Below are 18,510 nucleotides of genomic sequence, written 5' to 3' on the forward strand. Positions count from 1 at the left end.
TTATGTAAAGATTGTTTCAAAATCTTCTTGTGTCATTGGTTTATAAAAATATTTCTTTATTTCTTCTTCATATTGTTTCGATTTATTCAAATCAGAAATATCATTAGAAGAACTTACAAGATAAACCGTAATTTCTTTATTCAAATTTTGTTTTAATTTTCTAAATTCTTCTAAAAATTGCCATCCATCGCAAACTGGCATATTTATATCCAACAAGATTAAATCTGGTACATTATCAGTTTGTGCATTATTTTTTATGTTGTGAATGGCTTCTAATCCATTAAAAAAATAACTTGTATTTGCATTTATATTACATTTAGAAAATAACTTTTTCATAATAAAATGATAAACTAAATCATCATCAACAACAAAAATAGTATTAAATTTCTTCATTAAAATTTATTTTAAAAGTGGTTCCTACATTTACTTTACTCTCAACCTCTATAGTTCCTCCCATAGATTCGATTTGGTTTTTGGTAATAAACAATCCAATTCCTCTAGCGTCTTCATTTTTATGAAATGTTTTATACATTCCAAATAATTTTTCACCATGTTTATCAAGATTTATCCCAAGTCCATTGTCTTTTATAACAAGTGACGATTTATTTTCATTTTTTTCAAATGTATAAATAATTTTAGGAATTCTATCAGGATGAGAATACTTTATTGCATTTGTTGTAAAATTTAATAGTATGCTTTCTAAATAGGCAGGATTAAAATTAACTCCTTCAATATTACTAATGTTATTTTCAATAATAACTTTATTTTTTTTAATTTCAGCACTTAAAATTTCCAAAGTTTTGTTTAAATAATCATTCAAACGCAAATATTCTTTTACATGAATTGGAGTAGAATTTATATCAACCAATGTTTTTAAATGTTCTATGGTATCAGACAAAGAATTGGATGTAGTTTTTAAATGCCTAAAACATTCTTCTTGAGTTTCATCATCTTTTTCGGTTTCAATTAGATTTAACAACATTTCAAAATTCCCTGTATGCGAACGTAGGTTGTGCGAAACAATATGTGCAAAATTTAATAGTCTATTATTTTGTTCACTAATTATATCTAAATTTCCTAAAAGTTGTTTTTCTTTTAATTTTTCGGCGGTAACATCACTATGTGTTCCAATAATTCTTAAAGGATATCCATTTAAATCTCTTTGAATTATTTTACCAATACTTAATATCCATTTATAGGAACCATCTTTGGCTAAAACACGTTTAGTGTTTTCAAAATATTGTGATTTATCATCTTTATGATTTTGTATATGATCAAGATAATTCTCTAAATCTTCTGGATGAATTCGTTCATCCCATTTAGTATTTGTATTTATTTGGTCACTTTCGTTGAATTGCAAAATTTCTAAAGATTCTTTAGAAAAATAAACTTCTCCAGTTTCGATGTTGTAATCCCAAATACCTTTTTTAGATGCTTCAAGAGCAAACTGATATCGAGTTTCTGATTCTTGAACTTTAAATTCTCGACTTTTTATTTTAGAAATATTAGTTAAACTACAATAAAACAATGTGTTTCCAACTGAATCATTCTCAACATTAGCATCAACTTTATACCATTGAATCTTTTTATCAATTAATACAACTCGAAATTCACAAGACCAGTTTTCTAAAGTTTTTTTAGAATTAAAAAGTGAATTAAAGAAATTTTCTTTATCATCATTATGAATTCTTTTACTAATTATATTAATCGATTTGTCTCTTAATTCAAACTTATTTACTTCAAACAATGAAACAATAGTTTTATTAAGGTAAGAAAAATAGATATCGTTCTCTGGCGAAATTGTTAGTTGAAGTATTAAATCAGGTATATTGTTTAATATTTTTTCATAAAAGCTAAGCTTTTCATCTAATATGTAGGAATTATTAGTTGTATTTGTTTTCATGTTTTTTTTAGGTTTGGGACCAATTATATTATTGCAAAACAAGCTGTTTAAGAATAACTTGACAAATATGATAAAAATATCGATAAAGTACATTTTATAACGTTAAAATGCATTAATTTTAACATATTTAACATTTTATATAAATATTTTCTTACTTAAATTAATAGAAAAAAGTAAACTAATACTAAAAATATTATTTTCTAGGATGAAAAGTATTCATAACTTGAGTAAGATGTTTTCTGTCAAGATGTACATAAATTTCGGTTGTAGTAATAGATTCATGACCAAGCATAAGTTGTATTGCTCTTAAATCGGCACCGTTTTCTAACAAATGTGTTGCAAATGAATGTCTAAAAGTATGTGGGCTAATTGCTTTATTGAGTCCAGTTTTAACAGCTAAATCTTTTATAATTGTAAAAATCATTGCTCTAGTTAGTTGTTTTCCTCTTCGATTTAAAAAAAGAGTGTCTTCATGACCTTTCTGAATTTGAAGATGACTTCTAATCAAATTTTTATAAAGCATTATATATTTTTGGGTTACTTCACTAATAGGAACAAAGCGTTGCTTATTTCCTTTTCCTGTTATCTTTATAAAACCTTCGTCAAAAAATAAATCTGAAATCTTGAGGGTAGTTAGTTCTGAAACTCTTAATCCGCATCCATACAAAGTTTCGAGCATGGCACGATTTCTTTCACCTTCTGGTTTAGATAAATCTATTGCTGCTATTAAATCATCAATATCTTTTACAGATAATGTATCAGGTAATTTCCTTCCTAATCTTGGTGAATCTATAAGTTCTAGCGGAGAGTTTGTTCTATAATCTTCAAAAATCAAGTACGAAAAAAAACTTTTTAATCCCGAAATTATTCTTGCCTGTGAACGTGCATTTACTACTTTAGAAACTGAATAAACAAATTGTTGAATAGTCTCTTCATTAATATTAATAGGTGAAAAATCAAGATTATTTTCTTCTAAAAAAAGACACAAACGTTCAATATCTAAGGTATAATTATCTATAGTATTTTTAGATAATCCTCTTTCAATTTTGAGATAGGATTGATAACTTTTTATATAGGAACTCCAATTCATAAAACAAAGAAACAACATTTTAAGTCATAAAAAAACCTCTCGATTTGAGAGGTTTTAATAATCAATTATATTTTTATTAACTAGAATGTGTAAGCTAATGATAAACCTAAATTACTTGTTCCAATTTTTATATCACCAGAATCTTTAAGAATGTTTGACATACCAATTGTATATCTTAACCCAATGTTAATGTTTTCTGCAACATCATAACCTAGACCAAGGTTTAATCCAAAGTCAGTAGAATTCAAACTGTCTTTAATATCTACACTACCACCACCATCAGCTTTATCATTTGCAGACATTAAGAAACCAATTTGTGGACCAGCTTCTAAACTAAATTCTTCAGTAATATTGTATTGAGCCATAACAGGAATACTCAAATAACTTAAATTAGTTGAACCACCTGTAAATTTTGCTCCACCTGTATTATACAATAATTCTGGTTGTACAGAAAATTTTTCTGAAATTCCAATGTTTACAAAACCTCCAATATGAAATCCTACTTTCATAGAGTTGTCTTCAACATCACCTGTTAAGTTAGACATGTTAAGTCCGGCTTTAGCTCCAAATTTTGTTTCTTGTGCGTTAGCACTACCAAACGCGATTACTGCAACCGCAGCAAATAATAATTTTTTCATGTTTTGTTTTTGTTTTAAAATTAATTAGAACAAATTTATAATGATTTTATTTTATGTTAAACAAATCAATTAATAGTTATTAACAGAGTTTTTAACGATTTTACATCATAAAATAATTAATAATTAAATTTAGTTAAATATATAAACAAAAAAACCACGCAAATTGCGTGGTTTCAAATTTATTAAATTCTAAAATATTAGAACTTGTATAATAACCCAATAGAAACTGAACTTAAATTTCCACCTAAGCTAAATGCTGAAACATTTTTAGCACCTGGAAGATCAACTTTAGCGCTTGCATAATTTAAACCTGCATAAGTAGCTTCAATTGCAAAATTGTCTGAAACAAAATAGTTTAAACCAAGAGATACGTTAACACCAAATCCATTAGCTTTTACATTTGAAATTTTGTCTTTGGCAGTTACATAATCAGCTCCTAATTCTGTAAAAACAGAAAATTGAGAAGCTGGAGTAAAGTAATATCTACCAAATAAACCAGCAGATAATGTACTATCATCTGAAGTTGTTGTTCCAGAGTTATCAGTTTTATCTGAACTAAAACCAATTCTTGCTCCTAAAGCAATATTGTCAGTAAAGAAATAACCAACTGTTGGAGAAATGTCAAAACCATTGGTTTTAATATCTGTGTTTTTGTCATTTGTAGAGTTAATTCCAAATGATCCTGAGATGTAAGCATCTCCGTTTGAAAATCCTGCACCAGAATCTTCTTTTTTGTCTTGAGCATTAGCAAATCCAAAAGCGAATACTGCAGCTACTGTTAAAATAATTTTTTTCATTTTTTATTTGTTTAAAATTTATGCTACAAATTTAAACCCATTTAAAGTGTGGCATAGTATTTCAATTTGCAGTTATTAACATAGTTGTTAACAATTTATAAATTTAAAAAAGCTGAAATACAATAAGTTAATTGATATTTCGTTATTAATTCTAAAAAAAACATTTTTACAAACCATTTAAAATCATTAAAAAATGATAAAAAAACCCATTTCTGTAGTTTTATTTCTACTTTTTATCAGCAATTGCTATTCTCAAAAAAGCGAATTAATGAAACTTGGTCTCAAAGCCGGAATTAATTATGCCAATTATACAGGCACAGATGTTACTACTGATGCCATTACTAATTTTCATGCAGGATTAGTATTAGAAGTTAAAGTACTAAAAAACTTTTCGCTTCAACCTGAACTTTTATACTCTTCTCAAGGTGCAGAATTAAATACTTTGGGGAACCAATTTAAAAATGAATTGGGTTATATTTCAATTCCTGTTGTAGCAAAGTTTTATTTGTCTGATGGATTGAGTTTAGAACTTGGTCCGCAAGCATCTTTTTTATTGAGTGAAAGAAATGCTGTAGTTGCAAGTGATTCTAATACTTTTGACTTTGCAGTAGTTGGTGGTTTGGGTTATAAACTTGGCAAACACTTTTTTGTTCAAGCTAGATATGGTCTAGGTTTAACCGAAGCTAAACGTGATGCCGAAATAAAAAATAGTGTTGTACAGGCTTCTTTAGGATATATGTTTTAAAATAAATCAAAAACTTTTACAAAACCGCTCATTTATATTGGCGGTTTTTTTATTTTTACAAAAACCTTTAACCATGAAAATAATTATAATTAATGGCCCAAACTTAAATCTTCTCGGAAAAAGAGAACCCGAAGTTTATGGCAAAGAATCGTTTGAAGATTATTTTAATACCTTAAAAACAAAATATTCAACTATAGAATTAAGCTATTATCAAAGCAATGTTGAAGGTAAATTAATTGATAAAATTCAAGAAGCAGGTTTTTCTTATGACGGAATTATATTAAATAGTGCCGCATATACTCATACTTCTATTGCTATTGGCGATGTAGTAAAAGCAATTTCAACACCAGTTATTGAAGTTCATATTTCTAATACTTTTTCGAGAGAAACTTTTAGACATCAATCCTATATTTCACCTAATGCAAAAGGTGTTATTGTTGGTTTTGGATTAAAGAGTTATGAATTGGCATTACAATCTTTTTTATTGAATTGATTTCATACCAAACTTCTAAAAGAAGGAATAAAACGTTTTATTATATAATTAAAATCTCTGTGCAACGTGAGTGTTCTCTGTGTAAAAAAAAAATACATACAACCATTTCAATCCCAAAATCGTCTATATATTAAAATCAACACTAATGAAAAAAATTACTTCTCTTCTATTTTTACTGTTTTCAATTATTAGTTTTGCTCAAATTAAAGGTACGGTTAGTGATTCTAAAGGTGCACCAATTGCTTTTGCTAATATCTATGTAAAAGACACTTACATAAGTACAACATCCAACGAGCAAGGAAAGTATGAATTGAATATAAAAACGCCTGGAACTTATGTAATATTGTTTCAATATCTTGGTTATAAAACTGATAAAAAGGTTGTTGAATATGATAAAGTACCACAATTTGCAGATGCAATATTAATAGAAGAAGATTTACAACTGACAGAAATTTCTATTGATCCTAAAGCCAATCCGGCAAATGAAATAATAAAAAAAGCAATTGTTAACAGAAAAGAAAATTCAAGTAAAACCTCAAAATATAACGCCGATTTTTATTCTCGTGGAATATTTAGAGTAAAGAATTTACCAAAATCTATCATGGGACAAAAGTTAGATTTTTTTGATGATGTAATAGATTCAACCAGAAGTGGAATTTTGTATTTATCAGAAACTGTTTCTAAAATTACTTTTCAAAAACCAGATAAAATGAAAGAAGTTATAGTTGCTTCTAAAGTTAGCGGAAACGATAATGGTTTTAGTTTTAATAATGCTGCGCAAGCCAATTTTGATTTTTATGAAAACTACTTAGAGTTTGATGTAAAAGTAGTTTCGCCAATTGCAGATAACGCGTTTAACTATTATAAATACAAATTTGATGGGTCATTTGCAGATGAAAATAATAAAATTATAAATAAAATTAAAGTTACAGCCAAAAGAAACTCAGAACCAGTGATGGAAGGTTTTATATATATTGAAGACGACAATTATGCGATTTATGCTGTAGATTTAAGTATAAAAGGAAGTCAGATGCAAAATCCTGCCTTGAATACTTTGGTGTTAAAACAAAATTTTAGTTATAATTCTAAAACTAAAATTTGGACTAAAAACACACAAACGATTGATTTTGTAGCAGGAATGTTAGGAATTAATATCTCTGGAAACTTTACTTATGTGTATTCTAATTTTGAATTTCCTGAAAAATTCCAAAAGAAAACATTTACTAGTGAAGTTTTAAAATTTGAAGAAAATGCCAATAAAAAAGAAGATTCTTTTTGGGAAACCATTCGTCCTGTACCATTAACTGTCGAAGAAAGTACAGATTATCTTAAAAAAGATGCTTTGCAAACAAAGAAAAAATCTCAAAAATATTTAGATTCAACTGATAATAAGCGCAATAAATTTAGTTTGACTGATATTATAGCTGGTTATTCTTATAGAAATACTTTTAAGAAATGGTCATTAAATTATGAAGGACCATTATTGTCTACAACTTTCAACACAGTTCAAGGATGGAAAACTCAAGTTGGATTGTCTTATTTTAAACGTGACGAAGACACTAGAACGTTTACAAGATTTGGAACTCGATTTGATTATGGCTTTGCCGAAAAAAAATTGAGAATTTCTGGAAGTTTTACAAGAAAATTCAACAATATTGATAATAGTTATTTAAATATTTATGGTGGCAGTAGTGTAAACCAATTTAATGGAAGTAATCCTATTTCTAATATAGTAAACTCTGTAAGTTCGCTAGCTTTTAAAAATAATTTTATGAAATTATATGAAAAAAACTTTGTTTCTACCAATTTTAGTCGCGAAGTAATTAATGGTTTGAATATGAATTTGAACATAGAATATTCTGAAAGAAAACCACTTTGGAACACAACCAATCAAAGTTTTGTAAAATCGTCAGATGTTTATTCTTCAAACAATCCTTTACTGCCAAATGATTTTATAACTCCTGCAATCGACAAACACAATTTGGCAAAAGCATCAATTAATGCTAGAATAAAATTTGGTCAACAATATTGGACTAGACCAGATGGAAAATACAACATTGGAAACGAAAAATATCCTAATATAAATTTATCATACGAAAAAGCATTTGCAGCAACAGACAAAAAATATGAATATGATTTAGTATCAGCAAGAATTTCTCATTACTTAACTATTGGGAATAAAGGCGAAATGAATTTGAATTTAAAAGCTGGTAAATTTTTTAATGCACAAAATATTTCATTTGTAGATTATAGACATTTTAACGGAAATCAAACTCATATATCTAATGGCGATGTTTATACAAATGTCTTTAATAATTTACCTTATTATACTGCAAGTACTAATGATAGTTTTATAGAATTTCATGCTGAGCATAATGATAAAGGATATTTGATGAATAAAATTCCTTTACTCAATAAATTAAAATCGCAGTTGGTATTAGGGTTTCATAATTTGGCAATTCCAGAAAGAAAACCTTATCAAGAAGTATCAATAGGATTAGACAATCTTGGTTTTGGAAAATTTAGATTATTGAGAGTAGATTATATTCGTTCTTATCAAAATGGTTATCAAGGCGATGCAGTTGTTTTTGGCTTAAAATTTTTGAATATTGTTGAATAATATCTAATAATTATTTGCGTTTTAATAAATAATAAAATCAAATAAAATGAAAAAATTAATTTATATAATTATTGCAATTGTTATTGCCTTTTTAGTAATTGGATTAAAACCAATTGATATTACAAAAAGCAATAGTACAAAAGTTACAGGAATTGTAAAATCAATTTCAGAAGGTGGTGTAAAAGATTTAATTTTTGAATTAGAAAATGATAAAATCACATATTATATAAATCGTGGTCTTGAAAACGGATTTCAATTAGAAAAGTCGAAAAATGATTTTGTTGGTAAGATCGTAAGCATTAGTTATGCTAAAAACTGGACACCACTAGCGCCATTTGGAACTACAAGTAAAAATATAGTTGAGATTTTAGTTGATGATAAAACAATTTATTCAGAATTTGAATAACTATTTTTTATTTAAAGAAAACATCATATCCAAACCTTATTAAAGTTCCAACTACAATTATCAAAAAAAAGATTCTAATAAATTCGTTTCCTTTTTTAATAGCGAGTTTTGCTCCCATAAAACCACCAAAAGCATTACAAACCGCCATTGGAATTGCAATTGCCCAAATTATTTTTCCTTTTAAAACAAAGAGACAAATTGAGCCAAAGTTAGTTGCCAAATTCACCATTTTGGCATTAGCAGAAGCATGTAAAAAATCGAAGCCAAGAATGGCTACAAAACCTAGAACTAAAAAACTTCCTGTTCCTGGACCAATAAATCCGTCATAAAAACCTATACAAATACTCATTAGAATTGCAAGAAAAAGTTGTTTGTTAGGAGTTAAAAACTTTTCTTGATGTGTTCCAAAATCTTTTTTTGCAAAAGTATAAATTGCTATTAAAGTGAGTATAACCAGCAATAATGGTTTCATGAAATCATTACTAACCAAAGTCAAAGTAAAAGAACCCAAAAAAGCAGAACCAAAAGCAACAATTGCCATGATAGAAAGTAATTTCCAATTCATTTTTACTTTCTTTAAATATTGATTTGCTGCAAAAGAAGTACCACTAAAAGCTGGAATTTTCAATGTTCCAATAATTGATGAAACTGCCAAATTAGGCAATAATATTAAAGCAACAGGAGTTTGAATCAATCCGCCACCGCCAACAATTGCATCTACAAATCCTGCAAAGAAAGATGCTATGCAAAGTAAAATTATTATGTAGGTTTCCATGGTTTACAAAATGAATAGAGGCACAATTTGCGCCTCTATTTTCTATATTCTATTCTGTTTTTTCTATTTTCTAAAAAAATTATTCTCTAACAATATTAGCACCAAGAGCTCGAAGTCTTTCATCAATTCTTTCATAACCTCTATCAATTTGTTCAATATTTTGAATTGTAGATGTTCCTTTGGCAGAAAGTGCTGCAATCAATAACGAAATTCCTGCTCTAATATCAGGCGAACTCATTATTGTTGCTTTTAATTGTGATTGAAAATTATGTCCCATAACCACAGCTCTGTGCGGATCACACAACATTATTTTTGCTCCCATATCTATCAATTTATCTACAAAGAACAAACGGCTTTCAAACATTTTTTGATGAATCAAAACATCACCATTAGCTTGAGTTGCTACAACCAAAATTATACTTAATAAATCTGGTGTAAATCCTGGCCAAGGTGCATCTGCAATTGTTAAAATAGAACCATCAATATCGGTTTTTACTGTATAACCATCGTTGTGAGCCGGAATATAAATATCATCACCTTTTCTTTCGAGTGTAATTCCTAATTTTCTAAACACACTTGGAATCACTCCAAGATTATCCCAAGAAACATTTTTAATAGTAATTTCGCTTCTTGTCATTGCCGCAAGACCAATCCAAGAACCAATTTCAATCATGTCTGGAAGAATTCTGTGTTCGCAACCACCAAGCGATTCAACTCCTTCAATAATCAACATATTAGAACCAACACCTTTAATGTTTGCTCCCATCGAGTTTAACATTTTGCACAATTGTTGCAAATAAGGTTCGCAAGCTGCATTGTAAATTGTTGTTGTTCCTTCGGCAATAACTGCAGCCATAACAATATTTGCAGTTCCAGTTACAGATGCTTCGTCTAGTAACATATAAGCGCCTTTTAATCTTCCTTGAATTTCTACACCATAAAAGTGATCTTCTCTTTCATATCTAAATTTGGCTCCAAGATTTATAAAACCTTCAAAATGTGTATCTAAACGACGTCTACCAATTTTATCACCGCCAGGTTTTGGAATATATCCTTTACCAAATCGAGCCAAAAGCGGACCGACAATCATGATTGAACCACGCAAACTTCCGCCTTCTTTCTTGAAAGCTTCGGTTTCTAGGTAACCAACATTTACATCATCAGCTTGAAAAGTAATTGAACCTTGACCGTTTTTTTGAATTTTCACACCCAAGTTTCCTAAAAGTGTAATCAGTTTATTTACATCAATAATATCTGGAATATTATTAATTGCAACTTTTTCTGGAGTAAGAAGTACTGCACATAGTATTTGTAACGCTTCATTTTTAGCTCCTTGCGGTGTAACATCACCTTTTAATCGAATTCCTCCTTCAATTTTAAAAGTTCCCATATGTTTAATGTAAAGTGTAAAAATGTAAAATGTATAATGAGTAAATTAGAAAACAATTTTCATTATTCATTTTACAAATTAAGTTTTTGGATTGTTATTATTGTTGTTATTTTTTATAAAAGGTTTTTTACCAATTGCAGGTTTTTTAAATCCTTGAATTTTTAAATTCTTTTGTTGTGGTATCAAAGATTTGTTAGATACTTTTTTATTAGTACGAATTAAATCATTGGTTGTTGAAAGTTCTTCTTGACTTTGAATTAAGTTTATTGTTCCTTCTGATAGTTCATATAAATGTTCAAATATTACTGCATCTGTAACAGTATCTTTATTCCAACTCAAATATGATTTTTTCATGTGATTGGCAATAACTTTTACCAAAGCAGCTTTCATTTCGCCTTCATCCCAACCATTTGCAACATTTATCATGTACTTAATATTGTTTCCATAAAAACGATATTTTGGATTTTTCTGTGGATAGGATAATCGTTCTGGTTTTAAATTTATTACCTCGCGAGTTGGAATTGGATATGGAGAATCAACATCCAATCTAAAATCGGACATAATAAAAATTTGATCCCATAATTTGTGCTGAAAATCTGGTACGTCACGCAAATGCGGATTCAAACTTCCCATTACCTGAATAATATATTTTGCCGCTTTATTACGCTCATCTTTATCATTAATTGCAGTAGCCAAGTCTATTAACTTTTGCAAATGACGACCATATTCTGGAATTATTAAATGTGGTCTTTCGGCATTGTATTCTAGATTGAACACAGTATCGTTGGCATTCTCTTTTATATATTTTGCTACCATAATTATAGTGAAATTATTCCTTCTATTGTAGAAACTTCAATGTATTTTTCAATCACATCGCCTGGAGAATCCATTGTTACATTAATAGAAACACTAGTGTATTTTCCGGCTTTAGATTGATGTGTTTTTATTACTGCTCCAATATTGTCGAAAGCATTTTCTACTTCTTCAATCTTTTTTTTATCTGTGGGAACAATAAATTTATAAAGGTATTCTGATGGCCAAGTTGAAGTATTACTCAATTCTTCTTTTAGCCGAATGTAAAATTCTTCGGTCTTTTTATCCATTCTTAAATTTAAAATAAAAGCAAATATACGTTTTTGAAATTAGATTTTAGACACTATAGAGTAGATTTTTTTGTATTTATGTTTATGAATATTCGTTGAGAATGAATTCCCTTGTAAAAAACAAAACCATTAAATTAATTAATGGTTTTATAAATAAAAATTGATTATGATAATTGAATTTTAATAAAGAGAAGTGTTTTGCATAGTTTTTACAATTATCCATTTCATTTTTTTCCTTTCCAATATTATCACATTGTCATAAATACGTTTTCTAAAAAATCGAGTTTTAGAAATCCTAAAAAAAACTTTATTTTTTTGATAGTAATATGGTTTTGATATAAAAAACATATTAAATCTATCAGCTTCAATTCTATTGTTAAATTTTTCTCTTCTACTATTTAGGAAGTGAATAACCGAATCCTCATTAATAATATCAAAGTTGATTTTTTTAAAATCACTTTTTTTCCAATTTGTATTAACTTCATTTGTAAATTTATTTTTTATCTCTTGATGAATTTTTAATTCTTCATCTGTTCTAGGTGTTAATTTCATTCCTCGAAAAATTGTAAAAGCTTCTTCAAAGGATGTTCTTTTTTTTATTAAAATATTTTTTTTTATTGTATCATTCTTTACTTCGTATAATAAATAATTTTCAATAATTCTATTTGGCGAACTACATGAATAAAAAAATAAAACAAATGAATAAACAGCAATTTTTTTCATATTCATGATTTTTAATTACAAGGAAATCCTTGAGGGAAATATGTTAAAACACCACTTGGGTTGTATTGTGGTGTATTTAATGCTTCGGCTTGTAAGATTTTATCAATTCTTAATTTATCTTCTAATGTAAGAATTCTCGTTTCAGGATCATCATTTTCATAAGGTATAGTACCATCTAATCCACCCCAAGCCAAGTCAGTATAATATTGACTTGGCAAACCTGGTTGAAATTCTTGTAGCGCAGCTTCAATGACATTAATATAATTTGTTGCAATTTGATTATGTTGAGAAATATTTGTAGTTACAACAGGAGAATTTCCATTAATATGACTTATATATTGATTCCATACATAAGGTAAGTCCTTTATAGGATTGCAATTGCTACTTGACGAAACACAATCATCAATTAAACTGAGAAAATATGCATGAATAAGTTCATGTAAAATTACTGCATAAATTTCCAATTTCGTTCCTTGATTGACTAAATTTGAATTTATTTTTATTGTATAATCAAACGGAGTATAGGTGTTGCTACCATTAATGGCTCCAGTCCAATTTGTAATACCCTCATTAAATGCTGGAGTACCCAAATCTGCATTGATTATTTTTGTAGTATATAAAGATGGTTTACTATCTAATTTAGCAATTATTGTTGCAACATCATTATTTACAGAATTTTTTATGAAATTTAGTATTTCTTTAGAACAAATATCTAAATCATCATCTTCAATTCTTTCTTCAATAACAAAAGGATTGATAGTGCTAAAAACATCTGGATTGTTACATGCTTTCTGTATTGCTCCATTTACAAAAACAACCTCCTCTTCTGGATAAGTTGTAGGATTAACTACTAAACTATCTTGAGTTATTAATGAAGTTTCTAAATATTCATAAACACTATTTTCAAAATCATTTGTTGGATTATTTAAAGAAACTAAACAAGGAACTAAATTATTATCAACAAGTTGTTCTTGGAAAGCTCTTCTTCTTTTTTCTAATGGACCAAGTTCATTAGCAACAGTAATAACATTATTTGTATTACCATGAATATTTATATTAGGATTATTTGAAAGCATATTAGGATCACTATATAAAGGATTACCTGACCATGTTCCACCACCAGTATTACTATTTATCGCACCAGTACCATCTGGTGTATTAAATGAAGACTGATAACAATATAAAGCATTATATGTTACAGTTTTTGGTTGTGTTTGACAATCACACATTTGATTTGGCCAATGTCCTTCACATGGACAGGCAGTTTCAACAACAACAGTTATTGGAGTACATTCTGTTATATATATTGTTTTCTCAGTATAAAGAACTGAACTCTGAATAGACATAATTTCTTTAGTGTTTGGAATAAAATTATATTTAATTAAAGAAATTTGTTTTTTATTATTACTATCAATTTCAATTAATAAATTTTCATAAAAATTTTCAGAAGAAACATCTCTATCAATTTTAAAAGTATAAGATAAGTAATCTCCTGCAACTACTTCTTTTATTAAAGTACTATCAATCTTAAAATTATAATTATCCTCAATTTCAGATCTATTTAAAGCTTTACTTTTTAATTTTTCACCCAATGGATTAAATGCTTTTATGAAAGTATCATCTTTTTTTAATTCTTTAAAAGTTTTTCTATAGATTTTAATATCTTTATTGTTTTTAATAGGTTCTTCATACAAATCCTTTTCACAACTAAAAAAAGCAGTTGTAATAATAAACATTAATAAAACAGAAGTAATCTTGTAGTAATTTTTCATAAATTTAATGTTAAAGTTAGTAATATTCTTTCAAATATATTAAAAAATTAACAATGTAGCATATAATACCACATATTAATTTATATTCATTAACGACTTTCGTTGCTGTGAGAAAAGCAGTAAATGAAATATTTATTAAGGAATTTGGCGAGAACCTAAGAAAAATTAGGTTGAGCAAAAAAATTTCTATGCAAACACTTGCTCACACCATAAACGTTGAGTATTCTCAGATAAGTAGAATAGAACTTGGCAAAATCAACACTACAATAAATACTATTTACGAGATTTCTGTAGCATTAGAAGTACCACTAAATGAATTTTTTAATTTTAAAAAAAATTAAAAATAAAAATGAAATCAAATATTAATTAATTCTTAAACAAAATTCAAAAACAACTCCTTTTATAGAAAACATTTCAATAAATTTGCTCCTCATTTCAAAAAATCTTGAAAAAAGAAATTGTAGTTATCATTGGCGGACCAGGAACTGGAAAAACAACAATTATTGATGGCTTGATTGCCAAAGGATATTGTTGCTATCCTGAGATTTCTCGTGAAGTAACCATGGAAGCCAAAAAACAAGGAATAGAACAATTGTTTCTAGAAAATCCGTTGCTTTTTAGTGAATTATTATTAGAAGGCAGAAAAAAACAATTTCATAATGCAACTATTGAACCTCATGAAATAGTTTTTCTAGACCGAGGAATTCCAGATGTTTTAGCTTATATGCATTATATTGGCGATAGTTATCCTGCATTTTTTGACCATGCTTGTAGAGAACATAACTATACAAAAATATTTATTCTTCCGCCTTGGGAAGAAATTTATATTAGCGATGATGAACGTTATGAAAATTTTGAACAAGCAAAATTAATATACAATCATCTTTCAGAAACCTACCAAAAATATGGTTACAATTTAATTGAAGTTCCAAAAGGAACTGTTGATGAACGAATACTTTATATTTTAAAACAATTATAATTTATTGTTTTTATTACATTTACGAAATATTCTTAATTCGTAATTCTCAATTATTAATTGATTTATAATGTCAAATTCATTAGAAATTCTTCAAAAATATTGGAATCACGATGCGTTTAGAACTCCGCAAGAAGAAATTATTGCATCGGTTTTAGCAGCAAAAGACACCTTTGGATTAATGCCAACTGGTGGAGGAAAATCAATTACTTTTCAAGTTCCAGCAATGATGATGGAAGGAATTTGTCTTGTTATTTCGCCATTGGTTGCCTTGATGAAAGATCAAGTTGAGAATTTACAAAACAAAGGAATAAAAGCAATATGCCTAACTGGTGGTATTTCATCTGATGAAATTATAGATTTATTAGACAACTGCGAATTCGGAAATTATAAATTTCTTTATCTTTCTCCTGAACGTTTGCAAAATGATTGGATTCTAGAAAGAATAAAAAATCTTCCTATAAATTTAATTGCAATTGACGAAGCGCATTGTGTTTCGCAATGGGGAAATGATTTTAGACCTGCTTATCTAAAAATCGTAAAACTAAAAGAATATTTTCCAAAAGTGCCTTTTTTAGCATTAACAGCTTCGGCTACAAAAAGAGTTCAGGAAGACATCGTTAAATTATTACAACTTGATAATCCTGCTGTATTTACTAAATCATTTGCAAGAGAAAATTTGGCTTACATGGTTTTTAATGTAGAAGACAAGTTGCATTTGATGGAACAAATTTTAAAAAAAAATCCGCAACCTTCTATTATATATGTAAACAATAGAAAATCGTGTTCAGAAACTGTAACACAATTAGAATCACTTGGTTTTTCTGCAACCTATTATCATGGTGGATTATCTCCCAAAGATAAAGAAAACCACATGAAGCTTTGGATGAATGAAAAAGTTCAAACTATTGTTGCCACAAACGCTTTTGGAATGGGAATTGACAAAGCCAATGTAAAAACTGTAATTCACCTTCATATTCCTCCAAATCTTGAAAATTATTATCAAGAAGCTGGAAGAGCAGGACGAAATGGTGAAAAAGCATTTGCAGTTTTGTTAACAAATCCTTCAGATGTAATTCATGTTGAAGCACAATTTTTAAGTGTTTTATCAGATAAAGCATTTTTAAATTTAGTTTATATAAAAATATGCAACTATTTTAGAATTGCTTATGGCGAAGGAATTGACGAAAAATTTAGTTTCAACATCAATCATTTTTGTACAAAATACAGTTTGCCAATATTAAAGGTATATAATGCGTTGCAATTTTTAGATAGACAAGGAATTATAAATTTATCGCAAGAGTTTACAGAAAAAATCACATTGCAGTTTATTATTCCATCAAAAGAAGTTATTAGATATATGAGTTTGAACAAGCAAGATGAGGAAGTTATTTTAACCATTTTGAGAACAAGCCCAGGAATTTATGAATCGCAGTCGGTTATTAATATTTCATTAATTGCAAAAAAATCAAATACCGATGAGAATAAAGTTTTAGCAATTCTTCATAAACTAAACGAAAAAGGAGTTATAGAATTGCATGCAAAAAACAATGATGCAACTTTAACATTTAATGAGGTTCGCGAAGATGAAAGAACCATAAACAGAGTTGCCAAATATCTCGAAGCGCAAAATAAATTAAAAACTGATCAATTAAAATCAGTGCTACATTATATAAAGGAAGAAAAAAAATGCAAAAATAAATTACTTTTAAGTTATTTCGGTGAAGTAATAAATGAAGATTGTGGTGTTTGCTCCTATTGTATATCTAAAAATAAAACCAAAACTGATACTTCAACTTTATCAGAAAAAATAATTGGTTTACTAAAAATTCAAGATTTGAATTCGAGAGATGTTGTAAAGCTAACCAAATATTCAAAAGACGATGTTATCTTTGTGCTTAAGAATTTATTAGAAAATGATACTATTATGGTAAAACCAAACAATTTATATTCTCTAAAAAATTAATTATTAATAATGAGATTGCTTCGTGCCTCGCTATAACTATGGAAAAATTAAGAATTGTTTTTATGGGAACACCCGAATTTGCAGTTGGCATTTTGGATACTATATTAAAAAACAACTACGAAGTTGTTGGAGTTATTACAGCTGCAGACAAACCTGCAGGTCGTGGACAAAAAATAAAATATTCTGCTGTAAAAGAATATGCTTTAGAACACAATTTAAATTTGTTGCAACCAATAAATCTAAAAGACGAAACTTTTTTATCAGATTTAAAAAGTTTGAACGCCAATTTACAAATTGTAGTTGCCTTTAGAATGTTACCCGAAGTAGTATGGAAAATGCCAAGATTAGGAACATTTAATCTACATGCATCATTATTGCCAAATTATCGTGGTGCTGCGCCAATAAATTGGGCAATAATAAATGGAGAAACTAAAACTGGAGTCACAACTTTTTTTATTGATGATAAAATTGATACAGGCGCAATGATTATGAGTAAAGAAACATCAATTTCTAAAATTGAAAGCGCAGGTAAATTGCATGATAGATTAATTTTATTAGGAAGTGAAGCCGTTATTGAAACCTTAAAATTAATTCAAAACAATAATGTTGTTACAACAATTCAAACAGATTCTGAAAAAATAAAAACAGCACACAAATTAAATAAAGAAAATTGCAAAATAGACTTTAATAAATCTGGAGAAGAAATTTATAATTTAATAAGAGGATTATCTCCTTATCCGAGTTCTTGGTGCCTTATAAAAGATGCAAATGAAGAATGGAATGTAAAAATATATGAAGCAAATTTTGTAATAGAATCACATAATAATTCTATTGGAAGTATCATTACTAGCAAAAAAGAAATGAAAATTTCAGTAGAAAATGGTTTTTTAGAAGTTACTAGTTTACAATTTCCTGGTAAAAAAAGAATGAGTTGCATTGAATTATTAAATGGAATGAGCTTTTCTGAAGATGCAAAAGCTTTGTAAAGCATTGAAATCATTGAATAAAATAGGGAATCATAGTTGAAAACGCCTGCTTTTATTAACAAATGTCCCGAGTTATCAACAAATTGATTAAAAATATCTCCAATCGCTTGTGTAGCCAGTAATTTCT

The 18,510-nt window shown here is 28.0% G+C and carries 19 protein-coding genes; 8 read left to right on the forward strand and 11 right to left on the reverse strand.

From position 1 onward, the window contains the following. The 5 genes from ACH2BO_RS05655 to ACH2BO_RS05675 all read right to left on the reverse strand — a co-directional run bounded on the left by ACH2BO_RS05655 (position 1) and on the right by ACH2BO_RS05675 (position 4,428). The gene (locus ACH2BO_RS05655) at positions 1-393 is read right to left on the reverse strand and encodes a response regulator (RefSeq protein ID WP_395043779.1); all 393 of its coding nucleotides are present in this window, start codon (positions 391-393) and stop codon (positions 1-3) included. After that, positions 380-1,903, reverse strand: a complete 1,524-nt coding sequence (locus ACH2BO_RS05660; RefSeq protein ID WP_395043780.1) for a PAS domain-containing protein — start codon at positions 1,901-1,903, stop codon at positions 380-382. The genes ACH2BO_RS05655 and ACH2BO_RS05660 overlap by 14 nt, the downstream gene beginning before the upstream one ends. A gap of 193 nt (positions 1,904-2,096) precedes the next feature. After that, positions 2,097-2,993, reverse strand: a complete 897-nt coding sequence (xerD, locus tag ACH2BO_RS05665) for a site-specific tyrosine recombinase XerD (protein ID WP_395043797.1) — start codon at positions 2,991-2,993, stop codon at positions 2,097-2,099. Between the two features lie 80 nt (positions 2,994-3,073). Further along, a complete protein-coding gene (locus ACH2BO_RS05670) occupies positions 3,074-3,631 on the reverse strand; it encodes a porin family protein (RefSeq protein WP_395043781.1) in 558 nt (185 codons plus the stop codon). A gap of 197 nt (positions 3,632-3,828) precedes the next feature. Then, the gene (locus tag ACH2BO_RS05675) at positions 3,829-4,428 is read right to left on the reverse strand and encodes an outer membrane beta-barrel protein (protein ID WP_395043782.1); all 600 of its coding nucleotides are present in this window, start codon (positions 4,426-4,428) and stop codon (positions 3,829-3,831) included. Between the two features lie 193 nt (positions 4,429-4,621). Here ACH2BO_RS05675 and ACH2BO_RS05680 point away from each other — a divergent pair, with 193 nt between their 5' ends. From ACH2BO_RS05680 to ACH2BO_RS05695, 4 genes are all read left to right on the forward strand, one after another. Next, positions 4,622-5,173: a porin family protein gene (locus tag ACH2BO_RS05680; RefSeq protein ID WP_395043783.1), complete on the forward strand. Its 552-nt coding sequence runs from the start codon at positions 4,622-4,624 to the stop codon at positions 5,171-5,173. Positions 5,174-5,246: 73 nt separating this feature from the next. Beyond that, the gene (gene aroQ / locus ACH2BO_RS05685; protein WP_395043784.1) at positions 5,247-5,666 is read left to right on the forward strand and encodes a type II 3-dehydroquinate dehydratase; all 420 of its coding nucleotides are present in this window, start codon (positions 5,247-5,249) and stop codon (positions 5,664-5,666) included. Positions 5,667-5,811: 145 nt separating this feature from the next. Beyond that, positions 5,812-8,286, forward strand: a complete 2,475-nt coding sequence (locus ACH2BO_RS05690) for a DUF5686 and carboxypeptidase regulatory-like domain-containing protein (protein WP_395043785.1) — start codon at positions 5,812-5,814, stop codon at positions 8,284-8,286. 46 nt (positions 8,287-8,332) lie between these two features. Next, complete coding sequence (locus ACH2BO_RS05695; protein ID WP_395043786.1) at positions 8,333-8,692, forward strand: hypothetical protein; 360 nt, start codon at positions 8,333-8,335, stop codon at positions 8,690-8,692. 7 nt (positions 8,693-8,699) lie between these two features. On the opposite strand, the gene ACH2BO_RS05700 is transcribed toward ACH2BO_RS05695, so the two are convergent. From ACH2BO_RS05700 to ACH2BO_RS05725, 6 genes are all read right to left on the reverse strand, one after another. Further along, positions 8,700-9,467 (reverse strand): sulfite exporter TauE/SafE family protein, encoded by a 768-nt coding sequence (locus ACH2BO_RS05700; protein WP_395043787.1) that lies wholly within the window; start codon positions 9,465-9,467, stop codon positions 8,700-8,702. Between the two features lie 79 nt (positions 9,468-9,546). After that, on the reverse strand, positions 9,547-10,857 hold the full coding sequence (gene murA, locus ACH2BO_RS05705; RefSeq protein WP_395043788.1) for a UDP-N-acetylglucosamine 1-carboxyvinyltransferase: 1,311 nt from the start codon (positions 10,855-10,857) through the stop codon (positions 9,547-9,549). A gap of 78 nt (positions 10,858-10,935) precedes the next feature. Beyond that, a complete protein-coding gene (locus tag ACH2BO_RS05710) occupies positions 10,936-11,673 on the reverse strand; it encodes a DUF4290 domain-containing protein (RefSeq protein WP_395043789.1) in 738 nt (245 codons plus the stop codon). Positions 11,674-11,675: 2 nt separating this feature from the next. Beyond that, positions 11,676-11,960, reverse strand: coding sequence for a DUF493 family protein (locus ACH2BO_RS05715; protein ID WP_395043790.1), 285 nt, complete (start codon positions 11,958-11,960; stop codon positions 11,676-11,678). 180 nt (positions 11,961-12,140) lie between these two features. Further along, the gene (locus ACH2BO_RS05720) at positions 12,141-12,683 is read right to left on the reverse strand and encodes a hypothetical protein (RefSeq protein WP_395043791.1); all 543 of its coding nucleotides are present in this window, start codon (positions 12,681-12,683) and stop codon (positions 12,141-12,143) included. Between the two features lie 11 nt (positions 12,684-12,694). Then, entirely contained in the window at positions 12,695-14,455 is a 1,761-nt protein-coding gene (locus ACH2BO_RS05725) for a hypothetical protein (RefSeq protein WP_395043792.1), read from the reverse strand. 107 nt (positions 14,456-14,562) lie between these two features. On the opposite strand from ACH2BO_RS05725, the gene ACH2BO_RS05730 reads away from it, so the two are divergent. From ACH2BO_RS05730 to fmt, 4 genes are all read left to right on the forward strand, one after another. Beyond that, positions 14,563-14,796 (forward strand): helix-turn-helix domain-containing protein, encoded by a 234-nt coding sequence (locus ACH2BO_RS05730; protein WP_395043793.1) that lies wholly within the window; start codon positions 14,563-14,565, stop codon positions 14,794-14,796. Between the two features lie 104 nt (positions 14,797-14,900). Continuing rightward, the gene (locus ACH2BO_RS05735; protein ID WP_395043794.1) at positions 14,901-15,434 is read left to right on the forward strand and encodes an AAA family ATPase; all 534 of its coding nucleotides are present in this window, start codon (positions 14,901-14,903) and stop codon (positions 15,432-15,434) included. Positions 15,435-15,501: 67 nt separating this feature from the next. Continuing rightward, positions 15,502-17,397 carry an ATP-dependent DNA helicase RecQ gene (locus ACH2BO_RS05740; RefSeq protein WP_395043795.1) on the forward strand — a complete coding sequence of 632 codons (1,896 nt, stop codon included), beginning with the start codon at positions 15,502-15,504 and terminating at the stop codon, positions 17,395-17,397. 38 nt (positions 17,398-17,435) lie between these two features. After that, entirely contained in the window at positions 17,436-18,383 is a 948-nt protein-coding gene (fmt, locus tag ACH2BO_RS05745) for a methionyl-tRNA formyltransferase (RefSeq protein WP_395043796.1), read from the forward strand. Positions 18,384-18,510: the final 127 nt, after the last annotated feature.

Origin of the sequence: Flavobacterium sp., assembly GCF_043773265.1 — a bacterium.
Taxonomy (GTDB): domain Bacteria; phylum Bacteroidota; class Bacteroidia; order Flavobacteriales; family Flavobacteriaceae; genus Flavobacterium.